The sequence below is a fragment of the Streptomyces sp. NPDC088354 genome (assembly GCF_044753585.1).
In the GTDB taxonomy this organism is placed as follows: domain Bacteria; phylum Actinomycetota; class Actinomycetes; order Streptomycetales; family Streptomycetaceae; genus Actinacidiphila.
Genome location: NZ_JBIVNJ010000001.1, coordinates 288,685 through 304,970, shown reverse-complemented (window position 1 = coordinate 304,970; position 16,286 = coordinate 288,685). Strand labels below are relative to the sequence as shown.

General features: G+C 71.3%; 14 protein-coding genes. 4 read left to right on the top strand and 10 right to left on the bottom strand.

Going from position 1 to position 16,286, the window contains the following annotated elements; genetic code table 11:
- Positions 1-78 precede the first annotated feature (78 nt).
- From fbaA to ACIP98_RS01455, 7 genes are all read right to left on the bottom strand, one after another.
- Positions 79-1,101 carry a class II fructose-bisphosphate aldolase gene (gene fbaA / locus ACIP98_RS01485; protein WP_319660250.1) on the bottom strand — a complete coding sequence of 341 codons (1,023 nt, stop codon included), beginning with the start codon at positions 1,099-1,101 and terminating at the stop codon, positions 79-81.
- A gap of 191 nt (positions 1,102-1,292) precedes the next feature.
- Complete coding sequence (gene pyrE, locus ACIP98_RS01480) at positions 1,293-1,832, bottom strand: orotate phosphoribosyltransferase (RefSeq protein ID WP_319660249.1); 540 nt, start codon at positions 1,830-1,832, stop codon at positions 1,293-1,295.
- Positions 1,833-1,842: 10 nt separating this feature from the next.
- On the bottom strand, positions 1,843-2,673 hold the full coding sequence (locus tag ACIP98_RS01475; protein WP_319660248.1) for an aldose 1-epimerase: 831 nt from the start codon (positions 2,671-2,673) through the stop codon (positions 1,843-1,845).
- A gap of 10 nt (positions 2,674-2,683) precedes the next feature.
- Positions 2,684-3,637: an SRPBCC domain-containing protein gene (locus ACIP98_RS01470; protein ID WP_319660247.1), complete on the bottom strand. Its 954-nt coding sequence runs from the start codon at positions 3,635-3,637 to the stop codon at positions 2,684-2,686.
- Positions 3,638-3,721: 84 nt separating this feature from the next.
- Positions 3,722-5,302 (bottom strand): polyamine aminopropyltransferase, encoded by a 1,581-nt coding sequence (locus ACIP98_RS01465; protein ID WP_401973142.1) that lies wholly within the window; start codon positions 5,300-5,302, stop codon positions 3,722-3,724.
- Between the two features lie 108 nt (positions 5,303-5,410).
- Complete coding sequence (locus ACIP98_RS01460) at positions 5,411-5,944, bottom strand: DUF2617 family protein (RefSeq protein ID WP_401973140.1); 534 nt, start codon at positions 5,942-5,944, stop codon at positions 5,411-5,413.
- A 647-nt stretch (positions 5,945-6,591) separates the two neighbouring features.
- The gene (locus ACIP98_RS01455; RefSeq protein WP_401973138.1) at positions 6,592-7,137 is read right to left on the bottom strand and encodes a tyrosine-type recombinase/integrase; all 546 of its coding nucleotides are present in this window, start codon (positions 7,135-7,137) and stop codon (positions 6,592-6,594) included.
- On the opposite strand from ACIP98_RS01455, the gene ACIP98_RS01450 reads away from it, so the two are divergent.
- Positions 7,115-7,753, top strand: a complete 639-nt coding sequence (locus tag ACIP98_RS01450) for a hypothetical protein (RefSeq protein WP_401973136.1) — start codon at positions 7,115-7,117, stop codon at positions 7,751-7,753. The two genes, ACIP98_RS01455 and ACIP98_RS01450, sit on opposite strands and share 23 nt — an antisense overlap.
- A gap of 271 nt (positions 7,754-8,024) precedes the next feature.
- Here ACIP98_RS01450 and ACIP98_RS01445 read toward each other — a convergent pair whose 3' ends face one another.
- On the bottom strand, positions 8,025-8,561 hold the full coding sequence (locus ACIP98_RS01445; RefSeq protein WP_319660242.1) for a hypothetical protein: 537 nt from the start codon (positions 8,559-8,561) through the stop codon (positions 8,025-8,027).
- 809 nt (positions 8,562-9,370) lie between these two features.
- On the opposite strand from ACIP98_RS01445, the gene ACIP98_RS01440 reads away from it, so the two are divergent.
- Positions 9,371-10,564: a pyridoxal phosphate-dependent aminotransferase gene (locus ACIP98_RS01440; RefSeq protein ID WP_319660241.1), complete on the top strand. Its 1,194-nt coding sequence runs from the start codon at positions 9,371-9,373 to the stop codon at positions 10,562-10,564.
- 134 nt (positions 10,565-10,698) lie between these two features.
- Here the strand turns inward: ACIP98_RS01440 and ACIP98_RS01435 are convergent, their stop codons facing one another.
- Positions 10,699-11,244, bottom strand: a complete 546-nt coding sequence (locus ACIP98_RS01435) for a YbjN domain-containing protein (RefSeq protein ID WP_319660240.1) — start codon at positions 11,242-11,244, stop codon at positions 10,699-10,701.
- A gap of 95 nt (positions 11,245-11,339) precedes the next feature.
- Positions 11,340-13,937: an ATP-dependent chaperone ClpB gene (clpB, locus tag ACIP98_RS01430; protein WP_401973134.1), complete on the bottom strand. Its 2,598-nt coding sequence runs from the start codon at positions 13,935-13,937 to the stop codon at positions 11,340-11,342.
- 166 nt (positions 13,938-14,103) lie between these two features.
- On the opposite strand from clpB, the gene ACIP98_RS01425 reads away from it, so the two are divergent.
- Both ACIP98_RS01425 and ACIP98_RS01420 read left to right on the top strand, forming a co-directional pair.
- Positions 14,104-15,861, top strand: a complete 1,758-nt coding sequence (locus ACIP98_RS01425) for a PA14 domain-containing protein (RefSeq protein WP_401973132.1) — start codon at positions 14,104-14,106, stop codon at positions 15,859-15,861.
- 13 nt (positions 15,862-15,874) lie between these two features.
- Positions 15,875-16,279 (top strand): TIGR03618 family F420-dependent PPOX class oxidoreductase, encoded by a 405-nt coding sequence (locus tag ACIP98_RS01420; protein ID WP_319660237.1) that lies wholly within the window; start codon positions 15,875-15,877, stop codon positions 16,277-16,279.
- Positions 16,280-16,286 lie beyond the last annotated feature (7 nt).

The window sequence follows — 16,286 nt, the reverse complement described above, 5'->3', positions numbered from 1 at the left end:
GCCCCAGTATGGCCGGGGCCCGGCCCCTCCACCTGGAGGGGCCGGGCCCGGTGCCGGTGCCGTTCGCGCGGGCGACGGCTACTTCATGCGGGTGCCCGCGGAACGCAGGTCGCCGCAGGCCTCGACGACACGGGCGGCCATGCCGGCCTCGGCCGACTTGCCCCAGGTGCGCGGGTCGTACTGCTTCTTGCTGCCGACCTCGCCGTCGACCTTCAGCACACCGTCGTAGTTGCGGAACATGTGCTCCACGACCGGGCGCGTGAAGGCGTACTGCGTGTCGGTGTCGATGTTCATCTTGACGACGCCGTTCTCCAGCGCCGTGGCGATCTCCTGCTTGGTGGAGCCGGAGCCGCCGTGGAAGACGAACCAGAACGGCTCCTGCTTGCCGTACTTGGCGCCCACGCCCGCCTGGAGGTCCTTCAGCAGCTCGGGGCGGAGCACGACGTTGCCCGGCTTGTAGACGCCGTGGACGTTGCCGAAGGAGGCGGCGAGCAGGTAGCGGCCCTTCTCGCCCAGGCCGAGCGCCTCGGCGGTGCGCAGCGCGTCCTCGACGGTGGTGTACAGCTCGTCGTTGATCTCGTGGGAGACACCGTCCTCCTCACCGCCGGTGGGGGTGATCTCCACCTCGAGGATGATCCTCGCCTTGGCGGCCTCGGCCAGCAGCTCCTGCGCGATGGCGAGGTTGTGGTCGAGGGTCTCGGCGGAGCCGTCCCACATGTGCGACTGGAACAGCGGGTTGCGGCCAGCGGCCACGCGCTCCTGGGAGAGCTTCAGCAGCGGGCGCACATAGCCGTCGAGCTTGTCCTTCGGGCAGTGGTCGGTGTGCAGCGCGACGTTGACCGGGTACTTCTCGGCGACGATGTGCGCGAACTCCGCGAGCGCGACCGAGCCGGTGACCATGTCCTTGTTGTACTGGCCACCGAGGAACTCGGCGCCGCCCGTCGAGATCTGGACGATGCCGTCGCTCTCCGCCTCCGCGAAGCCGCGCAGCGCGGCGTGCAGGGTCTGGGTCGAGGTCACGTTGATGGCCGGGTAGGCGAACCTGCCTGCCTTCGCCCGGTCGAGCATCTCGCTGTAGATCTCGGGGGTTGCGATGGGCATTGTGTCCGCTCCTTGTGATGTGCGGGTTGTTCGGTGAGTGACCCTGACCTGGGATCGACGTCATCGTCGTCCCCATCTTGGCAGACGACCGCATCAGCTCCACACTATGCGCACCGTGGACATACGTCAGGGGTCGGCCGTTTCACGTGAAACGGCCGACCCCTGATGAAAACCCCAGCTCAGGACGGGAGTCAGGCGAGGTCCAGGTCCTCCAGCCCGAAGGCCTGGAGGTACGGGAGGCCCGCCTCCGCGATGGCCGGCGCGGCGCCGCGCTCGACGATCACGGCGACGGCGACCACCTCGGCACCGGCCTCGCGGGCGGCCTCCACGGCGGTCAGCGGGGAACCGCCGGTGGTGGAGGTGTCCTCGACGACCAGCACCCGGCGGCCCGCGATGTCCGGGCCCTCGATCCGGCGCTGCATGCCGTGCGCCTTCTGCGCCTTGCGGACGACGAACGCGTCCAGCTTCCGGCCGCGCGCGGCGGCGGCGTGCAGCATCGAGGTGGCGACCGGGTCGGCGCCCAGGGTGAGCCCACCGACGGCGTCGAAGTCCAGGTCCGCGGTGGTGTCCAGCATGACCTGGCCGACCAGCGGGGCCGCCTCGGCGTCCAGCGTGATCCGGCGCAGGTCGATGTAGTAGTCGGCCTCGATGCCCGACGACAGGGTCACCTTGCCGTGCACCACGGCCTTGTCCTTGATCTGCCGCAGCAGGGCTTCACGCGCGTCACTCATGGTCGCGAGCCTATCCGAGCCGTTCCCAGGCCCAGGTCGCGCGCATCTCCAGCGGCTCGATCGGGGTGACCAGCCGCGGGTCGGTGTTGAGGCCGTTGGGCGGGCCGGACTGCGGTTCGACGCAGACCGCCTCCGGCTGCTCGTCGTACAGGACCACCCACGGCGCGGGGCTGGTCACCCGCAGCAGCAGCTCACCCGGCCAGGTCAGGGTGACGTCCACACCGTCCGGCATGCCGAAGCAGTCGTCCCACGGGCGCGGCGTCGGGTCGACCCGCTGCCCGGTGGGCAGGTGGTCCTCGCCGCGCAGCTCCATCCAGCCCGGCGAGAAGGCGATCTCGGCGTCCTGGCCGCCGCGGCCGAGGTTGCGCAGGAACCAGGGGTGCCAGCCGGCCTGGGCGGGGAAGGAGTCGCCGGTGGTCTCCACGCTCATGGTGAGCTCGGCGTGGTCCTCGGCGAGCGCGAAGCGCTGGGTGACCCGGCCCTTGTACGGCCAGGGCTCGGCGAGGTCGTAGTAGAAGCTGGCCTCGCTCGCGGTGGCGCCCGGCGCCTGCTGCCAGGCGGTGTGCCGGCCGGTGCCGTGGATCGCGTGGGGTCCGGCGTCGCGCGGCAGCTGGTGCAGGACGCCGCCGTTGCGGAACTGCCCGTCCCTGGTGCGGCCGCACCACGGCACCATTGGGAAGGACCCGAACTTCTCGCCCTGCCGCAGCAGCTCCACGCCGCCGACGGTCAGCGAGGCGACGCGGCAGCCGCGATCCGGGTGGATCGTCAGCCGCGCCTGCCCGGCCTCGAGTTGGACTGCCTGCTCGTCGATTCGCCCGTCATGGGTCTGGTCCGTGGCCACGGACCCGACCCTACGGGAACGACCGCCTGCGGCGCCTCAGTACGCGCCCCGCGACCACCGCCGACAGCAGCAGCGCCGCCGCTGCCGGGGCGTAGCGGCGCAGCGAGGCCGTGGCCGAACCGTTCTGCGGGGCGGGCACGGGGGCGTACCGGCCGCGCGGCGGGGCGTGGTCGACCTCCTCGGCGCTGCGGCCGATGAGGGTGCGGCGGGCGTAGGCGGCCTCGGCCGGCAGGTCGATCCCCGCGGGGTCCTCGGGGACGTCCGGGACCCGGCCGATGGGTCCGATGCCGTCGATGTCCTCGTCCTCGTCGAGGTCGTCCGCGAGGTCGTCGTCCGCGAGGTCGTCGTCCACGGCGTCCAGGTCGCCGGAGAGGTGATCGGCGAGTTCGCCGGGTTCCCCGGTCTCCGGGCCGCGGGCGTCGCGGGTCTCGTGCACGTCGTGCACGTCGTGCACGGTGAACTCGTCGACCTGCGCGGGCAGGTCCTCCTCGGCGAGGTCCACCAGGCCGGCGATCTCCTCGATGCCCTCCCCGGCCGGTTCCAGGTCGGAGGTGAGGGCGGCGGCGAACCGGTCCAGGAGCCGTACGCCCGCGGCCGCCGCGACGGCGTCGTCGTACTCCGCGAGCCGGCCGTCGGCCTGCGCCCCGCCGGTGAAGGTCAGCAGCGTCCCGCCCGACACGGCGTCCACGCCGACCTCCAGCGCCAGCTTGACCGTGCCGGCGCCGCGCGCCTCCACCGCCTCGCCCTCCACGGACAGGCCGCCGCCGCGCGGGGCCAGCCGGAGGGTGCCGCGATAGGTGATCGTCGAGCCGCCGATACGAAGCCTCAGGCGGCCGGCGAGGCCCTCCGCGGCGCCGGCGTCGCGCTGGAGGCCGGGAACGCAGCGGGCGACGCGTTCCAGGTCGGCGAGCGCCTGGCGAATGGTTTCGGCCGGAAACGGAACGAACACCTCATGCGGCTCCATGCGGGCGAGCCTAATCGCCCCCGGCGCGATCCGGTGGGCGATCGGCCCTGGTTCGCGCCCCCGGATGGCGCCCACCGGGTCCGCTCAGCCCGTCCGCGGGTGCATCAGCGTGGAGGGAGGCAGGTCCCGCACGGCGGACGCGTCCGCCCTGCGCTCGGCCGCCGCGAGCGACGCGGGGGACAGCGAGCGCAGACGGGGGGCGTCCGCCGCCAGGCGCAGCGGCGGGGCGTGGTGCCGGGCGGCGAGGACGAAGCCCCGGTCACCGCCCCGGTGGCCCGCGCCGATCCAGTAGTCGGCGGTGCGCAGCCCCGCGGCGCGCACGGTGGCGTCCACGGTCCAGAAGCCGCTCGGCGACGCCCCGGGCGCGCCCGCGTGCACGGCGAGCCGCCCGTCCGGGGCCAGCACGCGTTCGGCCAGCCCGTAGAACTCCTGCGAGTAGAGCTTCGCGCTGCGCGAGAGGTCCGGGTCGGGCAGGTCGACCAGCACGACGTCGTACCTCCGCGACGGCCCCGCACCCGGGCCCGCCCGGCGCAGCCACTCGAAGGCGTCCCCGGTCCGCACACGCACCCGGGGGTCGCGGTAGGCGTGCCGGTTCAGCCGGGAGAGCTCCGGGTCGGTGCGGGCCAGGGCGACGAGTTCGGCGTCGAGGTCGACCAGCGTCACCGAGCGGACGTCGGGGTAGCGCAGCACCTCCCGCAGCGCGAGGCCGTCGCCCCCGCCGAGGACGAGGACGCGGCCGTGCGGGCCGGCCATCGCGGGGTGGACCAGTGCCTCGTGACAGCGGTACTCGTCGCGGCCGGACACGCGCAGCCGTCCGTCGAGGTAGAGCCGCAGCGGGGAGCCGGTCACCACGACCTCCTGGACCGCGGTCCGCTCGGCCAGCCGCACATGGCCGCCGTACACCGCCTCCCGTGCCGCCCGCTCGAAGGGTCCGGCCGCCCAGGCCGCGCCGGCCAGCACCGCCAGCACGGCGGCGTTGGCGACGAGCAGCCGGGTACGTGCCCGGGCGGTGACGTCGGCGCGGAAGAGCCACAGCACGATGAGGCCGCCCGCGACCGCGTTGACCGCGCCCGTGAGCAGCGCCCCGGTCAACTGGCCCAGCGCGGGCAGCAAGAGGAAGGGGAAGGCCAGCCCGCCGACCAGGGCGCCCACGTAGTCCGCCGCGAACAGGTCGGCGACGGCCCCGCCCGCGTCCTGCCGGCGGATCCGCTGGATCAGCGTCATCAGCAGCGGGACCTCCGCCCCGATCAGCACCCCGATCGCGAACGCGAAGCCCACCATGGCCGCACGGGACTGGCCGCACCAGGCGAAACTGGCGTACAGCCCCATCACCGACAGGCCGCCGACCAGCGCCAGCAGGATCTCCACCGCGGCGAAACCGACCGCCGCCGCGCAGTTGAGCCGCTTGGCGAGCAGCGAGCCGACGCCCATGGCGAAGACCATGACCGACAACACGACGGACGCCTGGGTGACGGAGTCGCCCACCAGGTACGAGGCGAGGGCGACCAGTTCGAGCTCGTACACCAGCCCGCAGGCGGCGCAGACGAAGACCGCGGCGAGCACCAGCGCCCGTGCCCGCCCCGCCGGGACGGGCAGCCGGAGCCGGCCCGGGTGTCCCGCCGGGGCTCGTGACCCGGCCGCGGTGGAGGTCGACTGGTCGATCATGTCTGAACGCTATGTCACGTTTGCGGCCTCACATGTCACCCACAGGGGTGCGACCAGTGGCACCCGGCGGCGCGTTGACGCCCCGGAGGTCGCCCGCCGCACCCACGCTCACGTCTGCGCGCTCAGCCGCGACCGGGTGGCGACCAGCCGTCCTTCCTGGGGATACGCGTGCCACGTGCGCCACAGCACGCTTCCGCCGCTGTACTGCACGAGCATCGCGGTGAACGCGTGCGGATCGCCGGGGAACGTTCCGGCGATTCCATTGGGGTGATCGGCCACGAGTGCGAGCAACTCCTGTGCCCGACCGGCGAACCCGCCCCGCGTCAGCGTCTCGATCCGTGCCGCGAACTCGTAGTCCCAGCCGGACACCCGTCTGGCCACCCCGAAGGGCAGCGGCGTGCTGCTGCCGGGCATGCAGGCCACGGTCTCCGAGCACCGGCCGTTCGGCGAGTCCAGGACGACCTGGTGGGACGCCCCGAGCAGCCGCATCTGGACCTGGACCGCGGGCGCGGCGACCGCCGTCCCGATGCCCGGGAGTTCACGGTCGAGCACGGCCAGCGCCGGCAGCTCTTCCTTTCCCAGACACCAGGCCAGGTCCCCGGCGCGGGTGTCGGTGTAGGCGGTCTGAAGGGTGGTGAGCATGGAGTCGGCTCCGCAGGCACATCGCGAGCAAGCAGGGAAGGGGGAAGAGGGAAGGGGTGGGAACCAGGTGCGGGGGGCAGGGGGAGCAGGCCAGGATGGAGAAAATTCACACGGAAGAAGACGGGACGACCCGCGCCTGTGGGGAAATCGCCCGCCGGCTTGCGCCCACGCAGGGGTCGGAGAATACGCAATCATGAAAGGCGCGCCGTCTTCAGCGTTTTTACCCATCTCCACCCGCTTTACATCCCCAAGGGCGCGTAGGGGTTCAGGTGTTCACCACAAATGCGCCAGGCGGGCGAGTAACCCACCGGGCGCATATGCGATTCGGCACGGGCAATGCGCAATTTCGTATCGTCAGCTTCCGCCGCCGCAGCCACCGCCCCCGCCGCAGGAACTCCCCCCGCCGCAGGAGGAGTGACCGCCGCCGCCGCACGAATGGTGACCGCCCCCGTGGTCCCCGCCGTGGTGGCCGCCGCCTCCCCCGTGCGACGACGAGCCGCTGTCCCCCGCCCACCAGGCGGCGACCCCCGCACCGCCGGCGTCGGCGGCCGTCGAGCCGTGGCGGTGCCGGCGTCCGCCGCCCCCGCGATGCGCGTTCCGCGCGGCCGCTATCGCCAGTACCAGCACCACGCCGAACCCGAAGAGGATCAGCAGAATGACAAGAGGTCCCATCGGTACCACCCCCCGCTTTCCTTGCTTTCCGTTGTGCCACGGTGATGCCCCTGCCCCTCGCGGCCGAAAGCAGAGTTGAGGAAGTTCAGAGCCTTCTCACGGAGGAACGGCCCCTGACATGTACAGATGGACAGACCAGGGGCCGTCGGAGTCCTACCTGGCCGCGTGTGGGCCGTGATCTTCCCGGGCCATGCGCTGAAAAACGGTACCGATAGCTCTACGGGCACGCTCTCGGCTGTCGGGCACCAGGTGGCGTACACCCGCAGCGTCATCGCCGGATCGGCATGGCCCGTGTACTCGCTGACGGCCTTGATGTTCTCCCCCGCGTCCAGCAGCGCCGAGGCGTAGAAGTGCCTCAGGGCGTGCATCCCGTGTTCGCGTGCCGAGTCGCACTTGCCGTTCTGATCCGCTTCCGGGATGAGGCCGGCGACCGCCAGGGCGGGCTTCCACTCCTTGCCGTTGAAGTTGCTGCGCCACACCATGCCGCCCTGCTCAGCCGTGAAGATCAGGCGGGCGGACACCTTCGGTCCCTCCGGCACGTCCCACGGCAGCGTGATCTCTGCGGACCTGCAGGCGTCCATGTGCGCGCGGAGAGTAGCCGCCACGGAGTCGGGCAGTGGCACGTCCCGCGCCGAGATCGCGCCCGAACCCGAGCCTGAGCAGGAGCCGCCGAGCAACGACCTCGACCCGCTGCGCGTCGCGCTGACCGGACACCCCACGCTGGGAAGCCTCTTCGGGCAGATCACGGCTTGCCCGGAGCCCTCGCTCGACGACTTCCACCGGCACGTCGACGAGCTGTGGGACCTCGCCCATGCGGCGAGCTACGCGGCACTGAGCGACCGGCTCTCCAAGGTGCTGCCGCAACTCGAAGCCGCCGTACGCCACGGTCCCGAAGCCGAGCGCGCAGAGCTCCATGCCCTACTGGCGCGGACCTACCAGGTAGCCGCGGCGAGCTTCGTGCGCCAGGACGAGCCGGACGCCGCATGGGTCGCCGCCGACCGAGCACTCCAGGCAGCCGAACGCGCCGGCCAACCGCTGGAAGTCGTTGCGGGTCTCTTCCGCCTGGCTCACGCCTTCATAAGGCAACAGCGCCCGGACCAGGCCGACAAGCCGCCATGTCGGCGATCAACGTGCTGACACCTCGCAGCCAGGCAGACGCCAGCCCCCCGGAGGAAAGGTCGCTCCCAGGCGCCATGCACTTGGTCATGGCCGTCATCAGCGCCCGCGAGGGAGACCGCTCCGCCACCCACGCCCACATCGCCGAAGCCCGGCGCATCGCCGCCACCAATAGATCCGACCGCAACGACTTCGACACCGAGTTCGGCCCCACCAACGTCGAAATCCACGCCGTCAGCACAGCCGTCGACCTCGGCGACGCCGGAATGGTTGGGCTGCGAGTAAACGACGGTCACAGGCGGCGGTCCGGGCCCGCTTCCAGGACCTCTCGGATTGCTCGCTTGCGGGGGAAGAGTGCGCGTGAGCCGTACCGGTGGCCGCTCAGCTTTTGGATGACTGCGGTGAGCCACTCGGGGTCGCCGAGCTGCGCGACTCGGCCGCTGGTCGATACCTCGTCGAGTAGCTTGCAAGCTGCGGTGATCTCACGCCGGGGGTACCGGTAGGCATGGTGGGTGAAGTTCGCGCTCCACTCTTCATAGGGACAGCGCGCAAGCCCCCCGATGGAAGCGGGGAGCCCCACGTGCTCGGTCGGCTGGCCAAGCCAAGACAGGATCACCGCAACCTTCCGCAGCCTCTTCGAGTGGTCGCGCCGGTGAGGCTGGACGTCGAGCGCGATGTCCATCACGCGCGCCCACGGAATCTGCTGAGCCTCGACGCCCTCCACCCATTGCGAGAAACCGTCCCCCCTCAGCCTTACATGGTCCCCAGCGGGATCACCGATCACCCACTCCCCGTCCGTGAACGCAAGGGGTCCGAGTCGATCGGGCATGTTCTGGTCCTTCGTTCCGCCGCGCCGTCCAGCGCTGCCCGAAGAATGATGCATGACGCGTTTCGCGGGCTATCTGCCGGGGCGCTGCGCGTCAGACGGGTGCCGGTTCGCGTCGACGTGCCACAGCCGTGCCAGATACGACGGGGCCAAGCGGGGAATGGCGGGGAACCACGGACAGCATCCGGCGTTCGTCCAGGTCCACGTCGGTGCAGCTCAGGGGCTATCCGGAGCCTCAGTCTTCCAAACTGGTGCTCATGGCCTCAGCATTGATCGGATGCGGTTCGCTGATGAGATTGGGGAGCGGTGGCCAAGAGACAAACCTTGGTTGAGAGCCCGGGGTACACGCTGCTGGTGATAGTCGTATGGGTCTGGACTGCTGCAAGCAGCGGGAGCTCAATCTATGTTCGGGTCCCGGCCGCAGTCTTCGCAGTCTTCTGGAGCGCTCTGTTGATTGGCGACCTGATCAGGCGCCGTCGGAAGCGTGCCTCGCGCGCACCTGACATCGAAGTCTGACATCAACGACGCCGGACTGGAGCGCATCACCCCGGCTACAGGCAGGCCAGAATTCCTCACCAAACGTGGGTTCCCGCAGGTCGCTCCAGCTCCGGCCCGAACTCCTCAAAGCGGGTGGCGTCGTGCAAGTTGAGAACCGCCGCGGGGCCGTCCCTGGGCCGTCCGACGGTAGCCAGCGACGACAGATAATGACAGTCGTCGACGCCCTTTCCCCTGCTCAGGGGCGATGCTCCGAACACCGGCGCAGGTGCTCATCCCCGAACGTCAGTTGAGGAAGTCCAGAGGTTCGGCGGAGGATGGCGGGCATGACCTCCTCGCGACCCCCGCTCAACCGCGCCCTCGCGGAGTTCGGCACCACCATCTTCGCCGAGATGTCGGCCCTCGCCGCCCGCACCGGCGCGATCAACCTCGGCCAGGGATTCCCCGACACCGACGGGCCCGAGGAGGTCCGCGAGGCCGCCGTCCGGGCACTGCGCGACGGCCGCGGCAACCAGTACCCGCCCGGCCCCGGCGTGCCCGAGCTGCGGCAGGCCGTCGCCGCCCACCAGGCGCGCTTCCACGGCCTGGGCTACGACCCGGACACCGAGGTACTGGTCACCGCCGGCGCCACCGAGGGCATCGCCGCCGCCATGCTCGGCCTGCTGGAGCCGGGCGACGAGGTGATCGCCTTCGAGCCCTTCTACGACTCGTACGCCGCCTGCATCGCCATGGCCGGGGCCGTCCGCGTCCCCCTCACCCTGCGCGCCCCCGGCTTCCGCCCCGACCTCGACGCGCTGCGTGCCGCGATCACCCCCCGCACCCGGCTGCTGCTGCTCAACAGCCCGCACAACCCGACCGGCACGGTGCTCAGCCGCGAGGAACTGACCGCGATCGCGGAACTCGTCGTCGAGCACGACCTGCTGGTCGTCACCGACGAGGTCTACGAGCACCTGACCTACGACGCCGAGCACATCCCGCTCGCCGCCCTCGCCGACCGCTTCCCGGAGCTGCGCGAGCGCGTCGTCACCATCTCCAGTGCCGGCAAGACCTTCTCCTTCACCGGCTGGAAGGTCGGCTGGGTCACCGCCGCCCCGCCCCTGGTCAGCGCGGTCCGCGCGGCCAAGCAGTACCTCACGTACGTGGCCTCCGGCCCGTTCCAGTACGCCGTCGCCGAGGCCCTCGCCCTGCCCGACGCCTACTTCCGGGACTTCCGCGACGGCCTGCGGCGCAAGCGCGACCTGCTCGCCGACGGCCTGCGCGCCGCCGGATTCGAGGTCCACCAGCCGCAGGGCACGTACTTCATCACCACCGACATCACGCCCTTCGGCGAGAAGGACGCCCTCGCCTTCTGCCGGGCCCTCCCCGAACGCTGCGGCGTCGTCGCCGTCCCCAACTCCGTCTTCTACGACGACCCCGACGCCGGCCGCAGCCAGGTCCGCTTCGCCTTCTGCAAACGCGACGACGTCCTCACCGACGCGGCCGCCCGCCTCCGCAAGGCGTTCGCCGGCTGACCCGCGCGTGCCGACCGGCATGCCCGAATGACGGCAGCCCGGCCCCGCCACGGCCGCCGGAGGCGGTCGGGAGGGGCCGGGCTGCCGTTCTGCCACGGGACGCCGGCCGGCGTGCGCCCCGCGGGGCCGCTGCGTCAGTCGTGGGCGGCGCCGTCGCCGTCGTCACCCTCGCCGTCGGCGGAGTCGGCGTCCTTCTCCAGTCCCAGAGCCTCGAGGATCCACTTCTCGAACTCGATGGACGCGCGCACCCAGCTGACGGTGCTGGAGACGAAGTGCTCCAGGCCGACGCCGAGACCGATCAGCATCTGGGCCTCGCCGATCAGGCGGACCGTGCCGTCGTCGTGGGTGTGCGTGTAGACCTTCGGCCACAGGGTGCGGCGGTTCCAGTCGTCGAGCGCCTCGTGCAGCTGGGGCTTGTCCTCAATGCTGTACGGGCGGTCGTAGAAGGTGCGGACCGCGAAGATCTGCTGGTCCTCCTCCCCGCGGAACATGAAGTAGGTGCGGAACTCCTCCCACGGCGCGGCGAGGTCGCCTTCCTCGTCGACGACGTACTTGAGCTCCATCTGCTCCAGCAGCTGCTTGACCAGATCCTGGTCAGGAATGACCACGTTCCCGGCAGGGCCGGGCTGGGGGTCCGGCTGGCCCCCGAAATTCGGAATCGAGGACGGGTCGATGCTCACCTTGGAGTTCCCTTCGTACGGATAACCCCATCCTCCCTCACGGCGGGCCGCGCTGTGCAAGCGCGGCCCGTCTGTCCGGCGACGCGTCGCCGGACTCAGAGGGTCTTGCCGGTGGCCGTCCCCACCAGCAGCTGGTCACCGACCCGGTCGACCCGCACGGTGTCGCCGTCCCTGACCTCGCCGGCCAGGATCTCGCGGGCCAGCTGGTCGCCGATGGCGGTCTGCACCAGGCGGCGCAGCGGGCGGGCGCCGTACGCCGGGTCGTTGCCCTCCTCGGCCAGCCAGTCCAGCGCCTCGTCGGTGATGTCGAGGCCGATCCGGCGGTCGCGCAGCCGCAGGGCCAGGCGGTCGGTCTGCAGCCGGGCGATGCGGCGCAGCTCCTCCTTGCCGAGAGCGGTGAAGACGACGATGTCGTCCAGCCGGTTCAGGAACTCCGGCTTGAAGGACGCGCGGACCGTCTCCAGGACGCTCTCCTTCTTCTCGTCGTCCCCCAGCACCGGGTCGACCAGGTACTGGCTGCCCAGGTTGGAGGTGAGGACGAGGATGGTGTTGCGGAAGTCGACGGTGCGGCCCTGGCCGTCGGTGAGCCTGCCGTCGTCGAGCACCTGGAGCAGGACGTCGAAGACCTCGGGATGCGCCTTCTCCACCTCGTCCAGCAGCACCACCGTGTACGGGCGGCGGCGCACGGCCTCGGTCAGCTGGCCGCCCTCCTCGTAGCCGACGTAGCCGGGAGGCGCGCCGACCAGGCGGGCGACGGAGTGCTTCTCGCCGTACTCGCTCATGTCGATGCGGACCATGGCCCGCTCGTCGTCGAAGAGGAAGTCAGCGAGCGCCTTGGCCAGCTCGGTCTTGCCGACGCCGGTCGGGCCGAGGAAGAGGAAGGAGCCGGTGGGGCGGTCCGGGTCGGCGATGCCGGAGCGCGAGCGGCGCACGGCGTCGGAGACCGAGCGCACGGCCTCGGTCTGGCCGATCAGCCGCTTGCCGAGCTCGTCCTCCATGCGCAGCAGCTTCTGGGTCTCGCCCTCCAGCAGGCGGCCCGCCGGGATGCCGGTCCAGGCGGCGACCACATCGGCGACGTCGTCGGGGCCGACCTCCTCCTTGACCATGGTGCCGCGCTTGGCCACCTCTTCCGCTTCGGTGGCCTCGGCGAGCTCCGCCTCCAGCTTCGGCTTCTCGCCGTACATCAGCTTGGACGCGGCCTCGAAGTCGCCGTCGCGCTGGGCGCGCTCGATGCGGGTGGTCAGGTCGTCCAGGCGCTCCTTGAGCTCACCGACCCGGTTCAGGCCCTCCTTCTCCTTCTCCCAGCGGGCGGTCAGGCCGCGCAACTCCTCGTCCTTGTCGGCGAGGTCCTTGCGCAGCTTCTCCAGCCGCTGCTTGGAGGCGGGGTCGGTCTCCTTCTCCAGCGCCATCTCCTCCATGCGGAGCCGGTCGACGGAGCGCTGCAGTTCGTCGATCTCGACGGGGGAGGAGTCGATCTCCATGCGCAGCCGCGAGGCGGCCTCGTCCACCAGGTCGATGGCCTTGTCGGGCAGGAAGCGCGCGGTGATGTAGCGGTCGGACAGGGTGGCGGAGGCGACCAGGGCGGCGTCGGCGATCTGCACCTTGTGGTGCGCCTCGTAGCGGCCCTTGAGCCCGCGCAGGATCGCGATGGTGTCCTCGACGCTGGGCTCGGCGACCAGCACCTGCTGGAAGCGGCGCTCCAGGGCGGGGTCCTTCTCGATGCGCTCGCGGTACTCGTCCAGCGTGGTCGCGCCGACCATCCGCAGCTCGCCGCGGGCCAGCATCGGCTTGAGCATGTTGCCCGCGTCCATGGCGGAGTCGCCGCCCGCGCCGGCGCCGACGACGGTGTGCAGCTCGTCGATGAAGGTGACGATCCGGCCGTCGCTGGCCTTGATCTCCGCCAGCACCGCCTTCAGCCGCTCCTCGAACTCGCCGCGGTACTTCGCGCCGGCGACCATGGCGCCGAGGTCCAGGGCGACCAGGCGCTTGTTGCGCAGGCTCTCGGGCACGTCGCCCTTGACGATGCGCTGGGCCAGGCCCTCGACGACCGCCGTCTTGCCGACGCCGGGCTCGCCGATGAGGACCGGGTTGTTCTTCGTGCGCCGCGACAGCACCTGCACCACGCGCCGGATCTCGTTGTCCCGGCCGATGACCGGGTCGAGCTTGCCCTCGCGGGCCGCGGCGGTGAAATCGGTGCCGTACTTCTCAAGCGCCTTGTACGTGCCCTCGGGATCGGGTGTCGTCACGCGCTGACCTCCCCTGATCTGCTCGAACGCGTCCTGCAGCTTCTTGCCTGTCGCACCGTACTGCGCCAGGAGCTCGCCGGCGGCCCCGCCCTTGAGGGCGATGCCGATCAGCAGATGCTCGGTGGACACATACGCGTCCCCGAGTTCCTTCGCGCGCGTGGTGGCGTCCGCGATCACGGCGAGCAGATCACGGCTCGCCTGCGGGGGCGCCACGGTGCTGCCCTGCACGCTGGGCAGTCCGCCCAGCAGCCGCTCGGCCCCGGACCGGACCGCGGCGACATCGGCCCCGGTCGCCGCGAGCACGTCCAGCACGCTGTCGTTCTCCGGCTGCTCCAGAAGCGCGAGCAGCAGGTGCGCGGGGGTCAGGTCCGCGTGTCCCGCCGACACCGCCTTGGTGTTGGCGGCGCCCACGGCCTCCCGGCTCTTGTTGGTCAGCTCGGCATCCACGTCCGCGTACTCCTCCTTCTGAAGCCCCTTCGAAGCTGCCTTGTTCAGCGTGAGACAAGTTGAGTCTATTCCACTCAAGTCTATGAATGCCAGCGCCGGAGGCCGAAATGCCTGGGCATCTCCCGTTATCTCTGCCAAGATCCTCCACCGGGAGGGGATCATTGACATGTCCATACGCCACTTAGCGGCCTTCACCGCCGCTGCCGCGCTCGCGACGGCCACCACCGCGGCCGCCGTTCCGGCACACGCCACCACCACCGTCACCTGCGGTGCCCATACGTGGAAGGCGTCCTACTACGCCAACACGACCTTCAAGGGCACCCCCAGGAAGACCGTCTGCGACACGAAGATCGCCGAGAACTACGGCACGGGCGACCCCGCCGGGGTCACGCTGCCCAAGGACGACTTCGGCGTCCGCTGGACCCTGACGAGGAACTTCGGGTCCGGCGGCCCGTTCGGTTTCAGCGCCGCCGCGCAGGACGGCATCCGCGTCTATCTCGACGGCAAGCTCGACATCAACCTCTGGAAGGACGTGACCAAAACCCAGCGGAAGACGGTCAACCTCACGGTCCCCAGGGGCACGCACACCGTCCGCGTCGACTTCGCCGCCTTCAGGGGGAAGGCCGACGTCGCGTTCGCCTACGCGCCCCGCACCTCGGCCTCCGTCGACAAGGTCGCGCCGCTGGCGCCGGCCGGCCTGCACGTCACGTACTCCGGCAGCACGGGCAGGGCCGGCCTGACCTGGTCCAGGAACGTCGAGATGGACCTGGCCGGCTACCGCGTCTACCGCCGGTTCCCGACCGCGACCACCTGGACCCGGATCAGCGGCGCCGGCCCGGTGACCTCGACCGGATTCACCGACACCCCGCCGGCCACCGGCGCGAAGTACGTCTACGTGGTCACCGCCGTCGACAGGGCGGGCCGCGCCTCCGGCGTCTCCGCCCCCGTCACGGTCACCAGCATCGACCGGAAGGCCCCGGCCGCGCCGACCGGGGTCCGGGCGACGTACTCCGAGTCCACCGGCGCCGTGAAGGTGACCTGGGCCGCCGGCAAGGAGGGCGACCTGCGCTCCTACCGCGTGTACCGCCGCACCGGCGCCGACGGCGCCTGGGTCCGGCTCGCCCCGGACAGCACCCCGTCCACCGAGCTGTTCCTGAACGACCAGCTGCCCGGCGGCACGGCCGGGACGTACTCCTACGCGGTCACCGCGGTCGACGCCTCCGGCAACCAGTCCGCCAGGTCGCAGGCACCCTCGGTCACCCTGACCGAGACCTCCGGCCCGCCGGCCGCCGTCACCGGCCTCACCGGCACGGCCGAGAAGTACGGCGTCGAACTCGACTGGGACGCCGGCACGGCGGCCGACCTCGACCACTACGAGGTCTCCACCGGCTCCTGGGAGATCAACGCCTACACCGGCGAGCCGTACTTCGAGAAGGACACCACGGCCGTGGTCGCCGCCGGCACCACGCACTACCGCCTGGTCAAGGCGCTCGGCAGCCGGCCCGTGAGCTTCCTGGTCGTGGCCGTCGACACCGCGGGCAACGCGACGGTGGACACCGTGGCCGCCACCTTGGACGTCACGCCGATCGACATGGTGGACACCCCGTACCCGGCGCCGGGCACCCTCGCGGTGAGGCTGGACAGCGTTTCGGAGACGGGCGCGGGCGGGGTGCTCCTGGACTGGTACTGCTCGAACGCTTCCGTGTGCGACCGGATCACCGGCTACAACGTGTACGACTTCGACTACACCACCCGCGCCTTCGTCAAGCTCGACGCCGCACCCCTGCCCACCGTGCCGTCGAGCTGGACCGACACCACGCCGGCCCGGGGCACGACCCACGTCTACCAGGTGACCGCCGTCCTCGACGACGGGACGGAGTCCTTCCCGTCGTGGGGCTCCATCGCCCTGGCGCCGGCCGGGTGACATCCTTCCCGGTATGACGCTCGACCCACGCGACCCCGATCCCGGCTACCTCGCCTTCTGGCGGGAGTACCTGATGAGCACGCTCACCACCCACCGGCCCGACGGCACTCCGCACGTCGTGCCGGTGGGGGTGACGTACGACCCGGAGGCGGGGCTGGCACGGGTGATCACCAACAAGGCGAGCCGCAAGGTCGCCCACGTGCTGGCCGCCGGGTCCGGGGGCGCCCGGGTCGCGGTCTGCCAGGTGGACAAGGGGCGGTGGGCGACGCTGGAGGGCGTGGCCCGGGTCAACACCGATCCGGAGGCGGTGGCGGACGCCGTGCGCCGGTACGCCGAGCGGTACGGCCGCACCCCCGCCCCCAACCCGGACCGGGTCGTCGTGGAGATCACGCTGACCCGTGCCATGGGCCGCGCCTGACCCTCCG

Excerpts from the sequence above, each read along its gene's own strand:
- fbaA (WP_319660250.1), bottom strand. The coding sequence starts at position 1,101 with ATGCCCATCGCAACCCCCGAGATCTACAGCGAGATGCTCGACCGGGCG.
- pyrE (WP_319660249.1), bottom strand. The coding sequence starts at position 1,832 with ATGAGTGACGCGCGTGAAGCCCTGCTGCGGCAGATCAAGGACAAGGCC.
- ACIP98_RS01470 (WP_319660247.1), bottom strand. The coding sequence starts at position 3,637 with ATGGAGCCGCATGAGGTGTTCGTTCCGTTTCCGGCCGAAACCATTCGC.
- ACIP98_RS01465 (WP_401973142.1), bottom strand. The coding sequence starts at position 5,302 with ATGATCGACCAGTCGACCTCCACCGCGGCCGGGTCACGAGCCCCGGCG.
- ACIP98_RS01460 (WP_401973140.1), bottom strand. The coding sequence starts at position 5,944 with ATGCTCACCACCCTTCAGACCGCCTACACCGACACCCGCGCCGGGGAC.
- ACIP98_RS01445 (WP_319660242.1), bottom strand. The coding sequence starts at position 8,561 with ATGCCCGATCGACTCGGACCCCTTGCGTTCACGGACGGGGAGTGGGTG.
- ACIP98_RS01440 (WP_319660241.1), top strand. The coding sequence starts at position 9,371 with ATGGCGGGCATGACCTCCTCGCGACCCCCGCTCAACCGCGCCCTCGCG.
- ACIP98_RS01425 (WP_401973132.1), top strand. The coding sequence starts at position 14,104 with ATGTCCATACGCCACTTAGCGGCCTTCACCGCCGCTGCCGCGCTCGCG.
- ACIP98_RS01420 (WP_319660237.1), top strand. The coding sequence starts at position 15,875 with ATGACGCTCGACCCACGCGACCCCGATCCCGGCTACCTCGCCTTCTGG.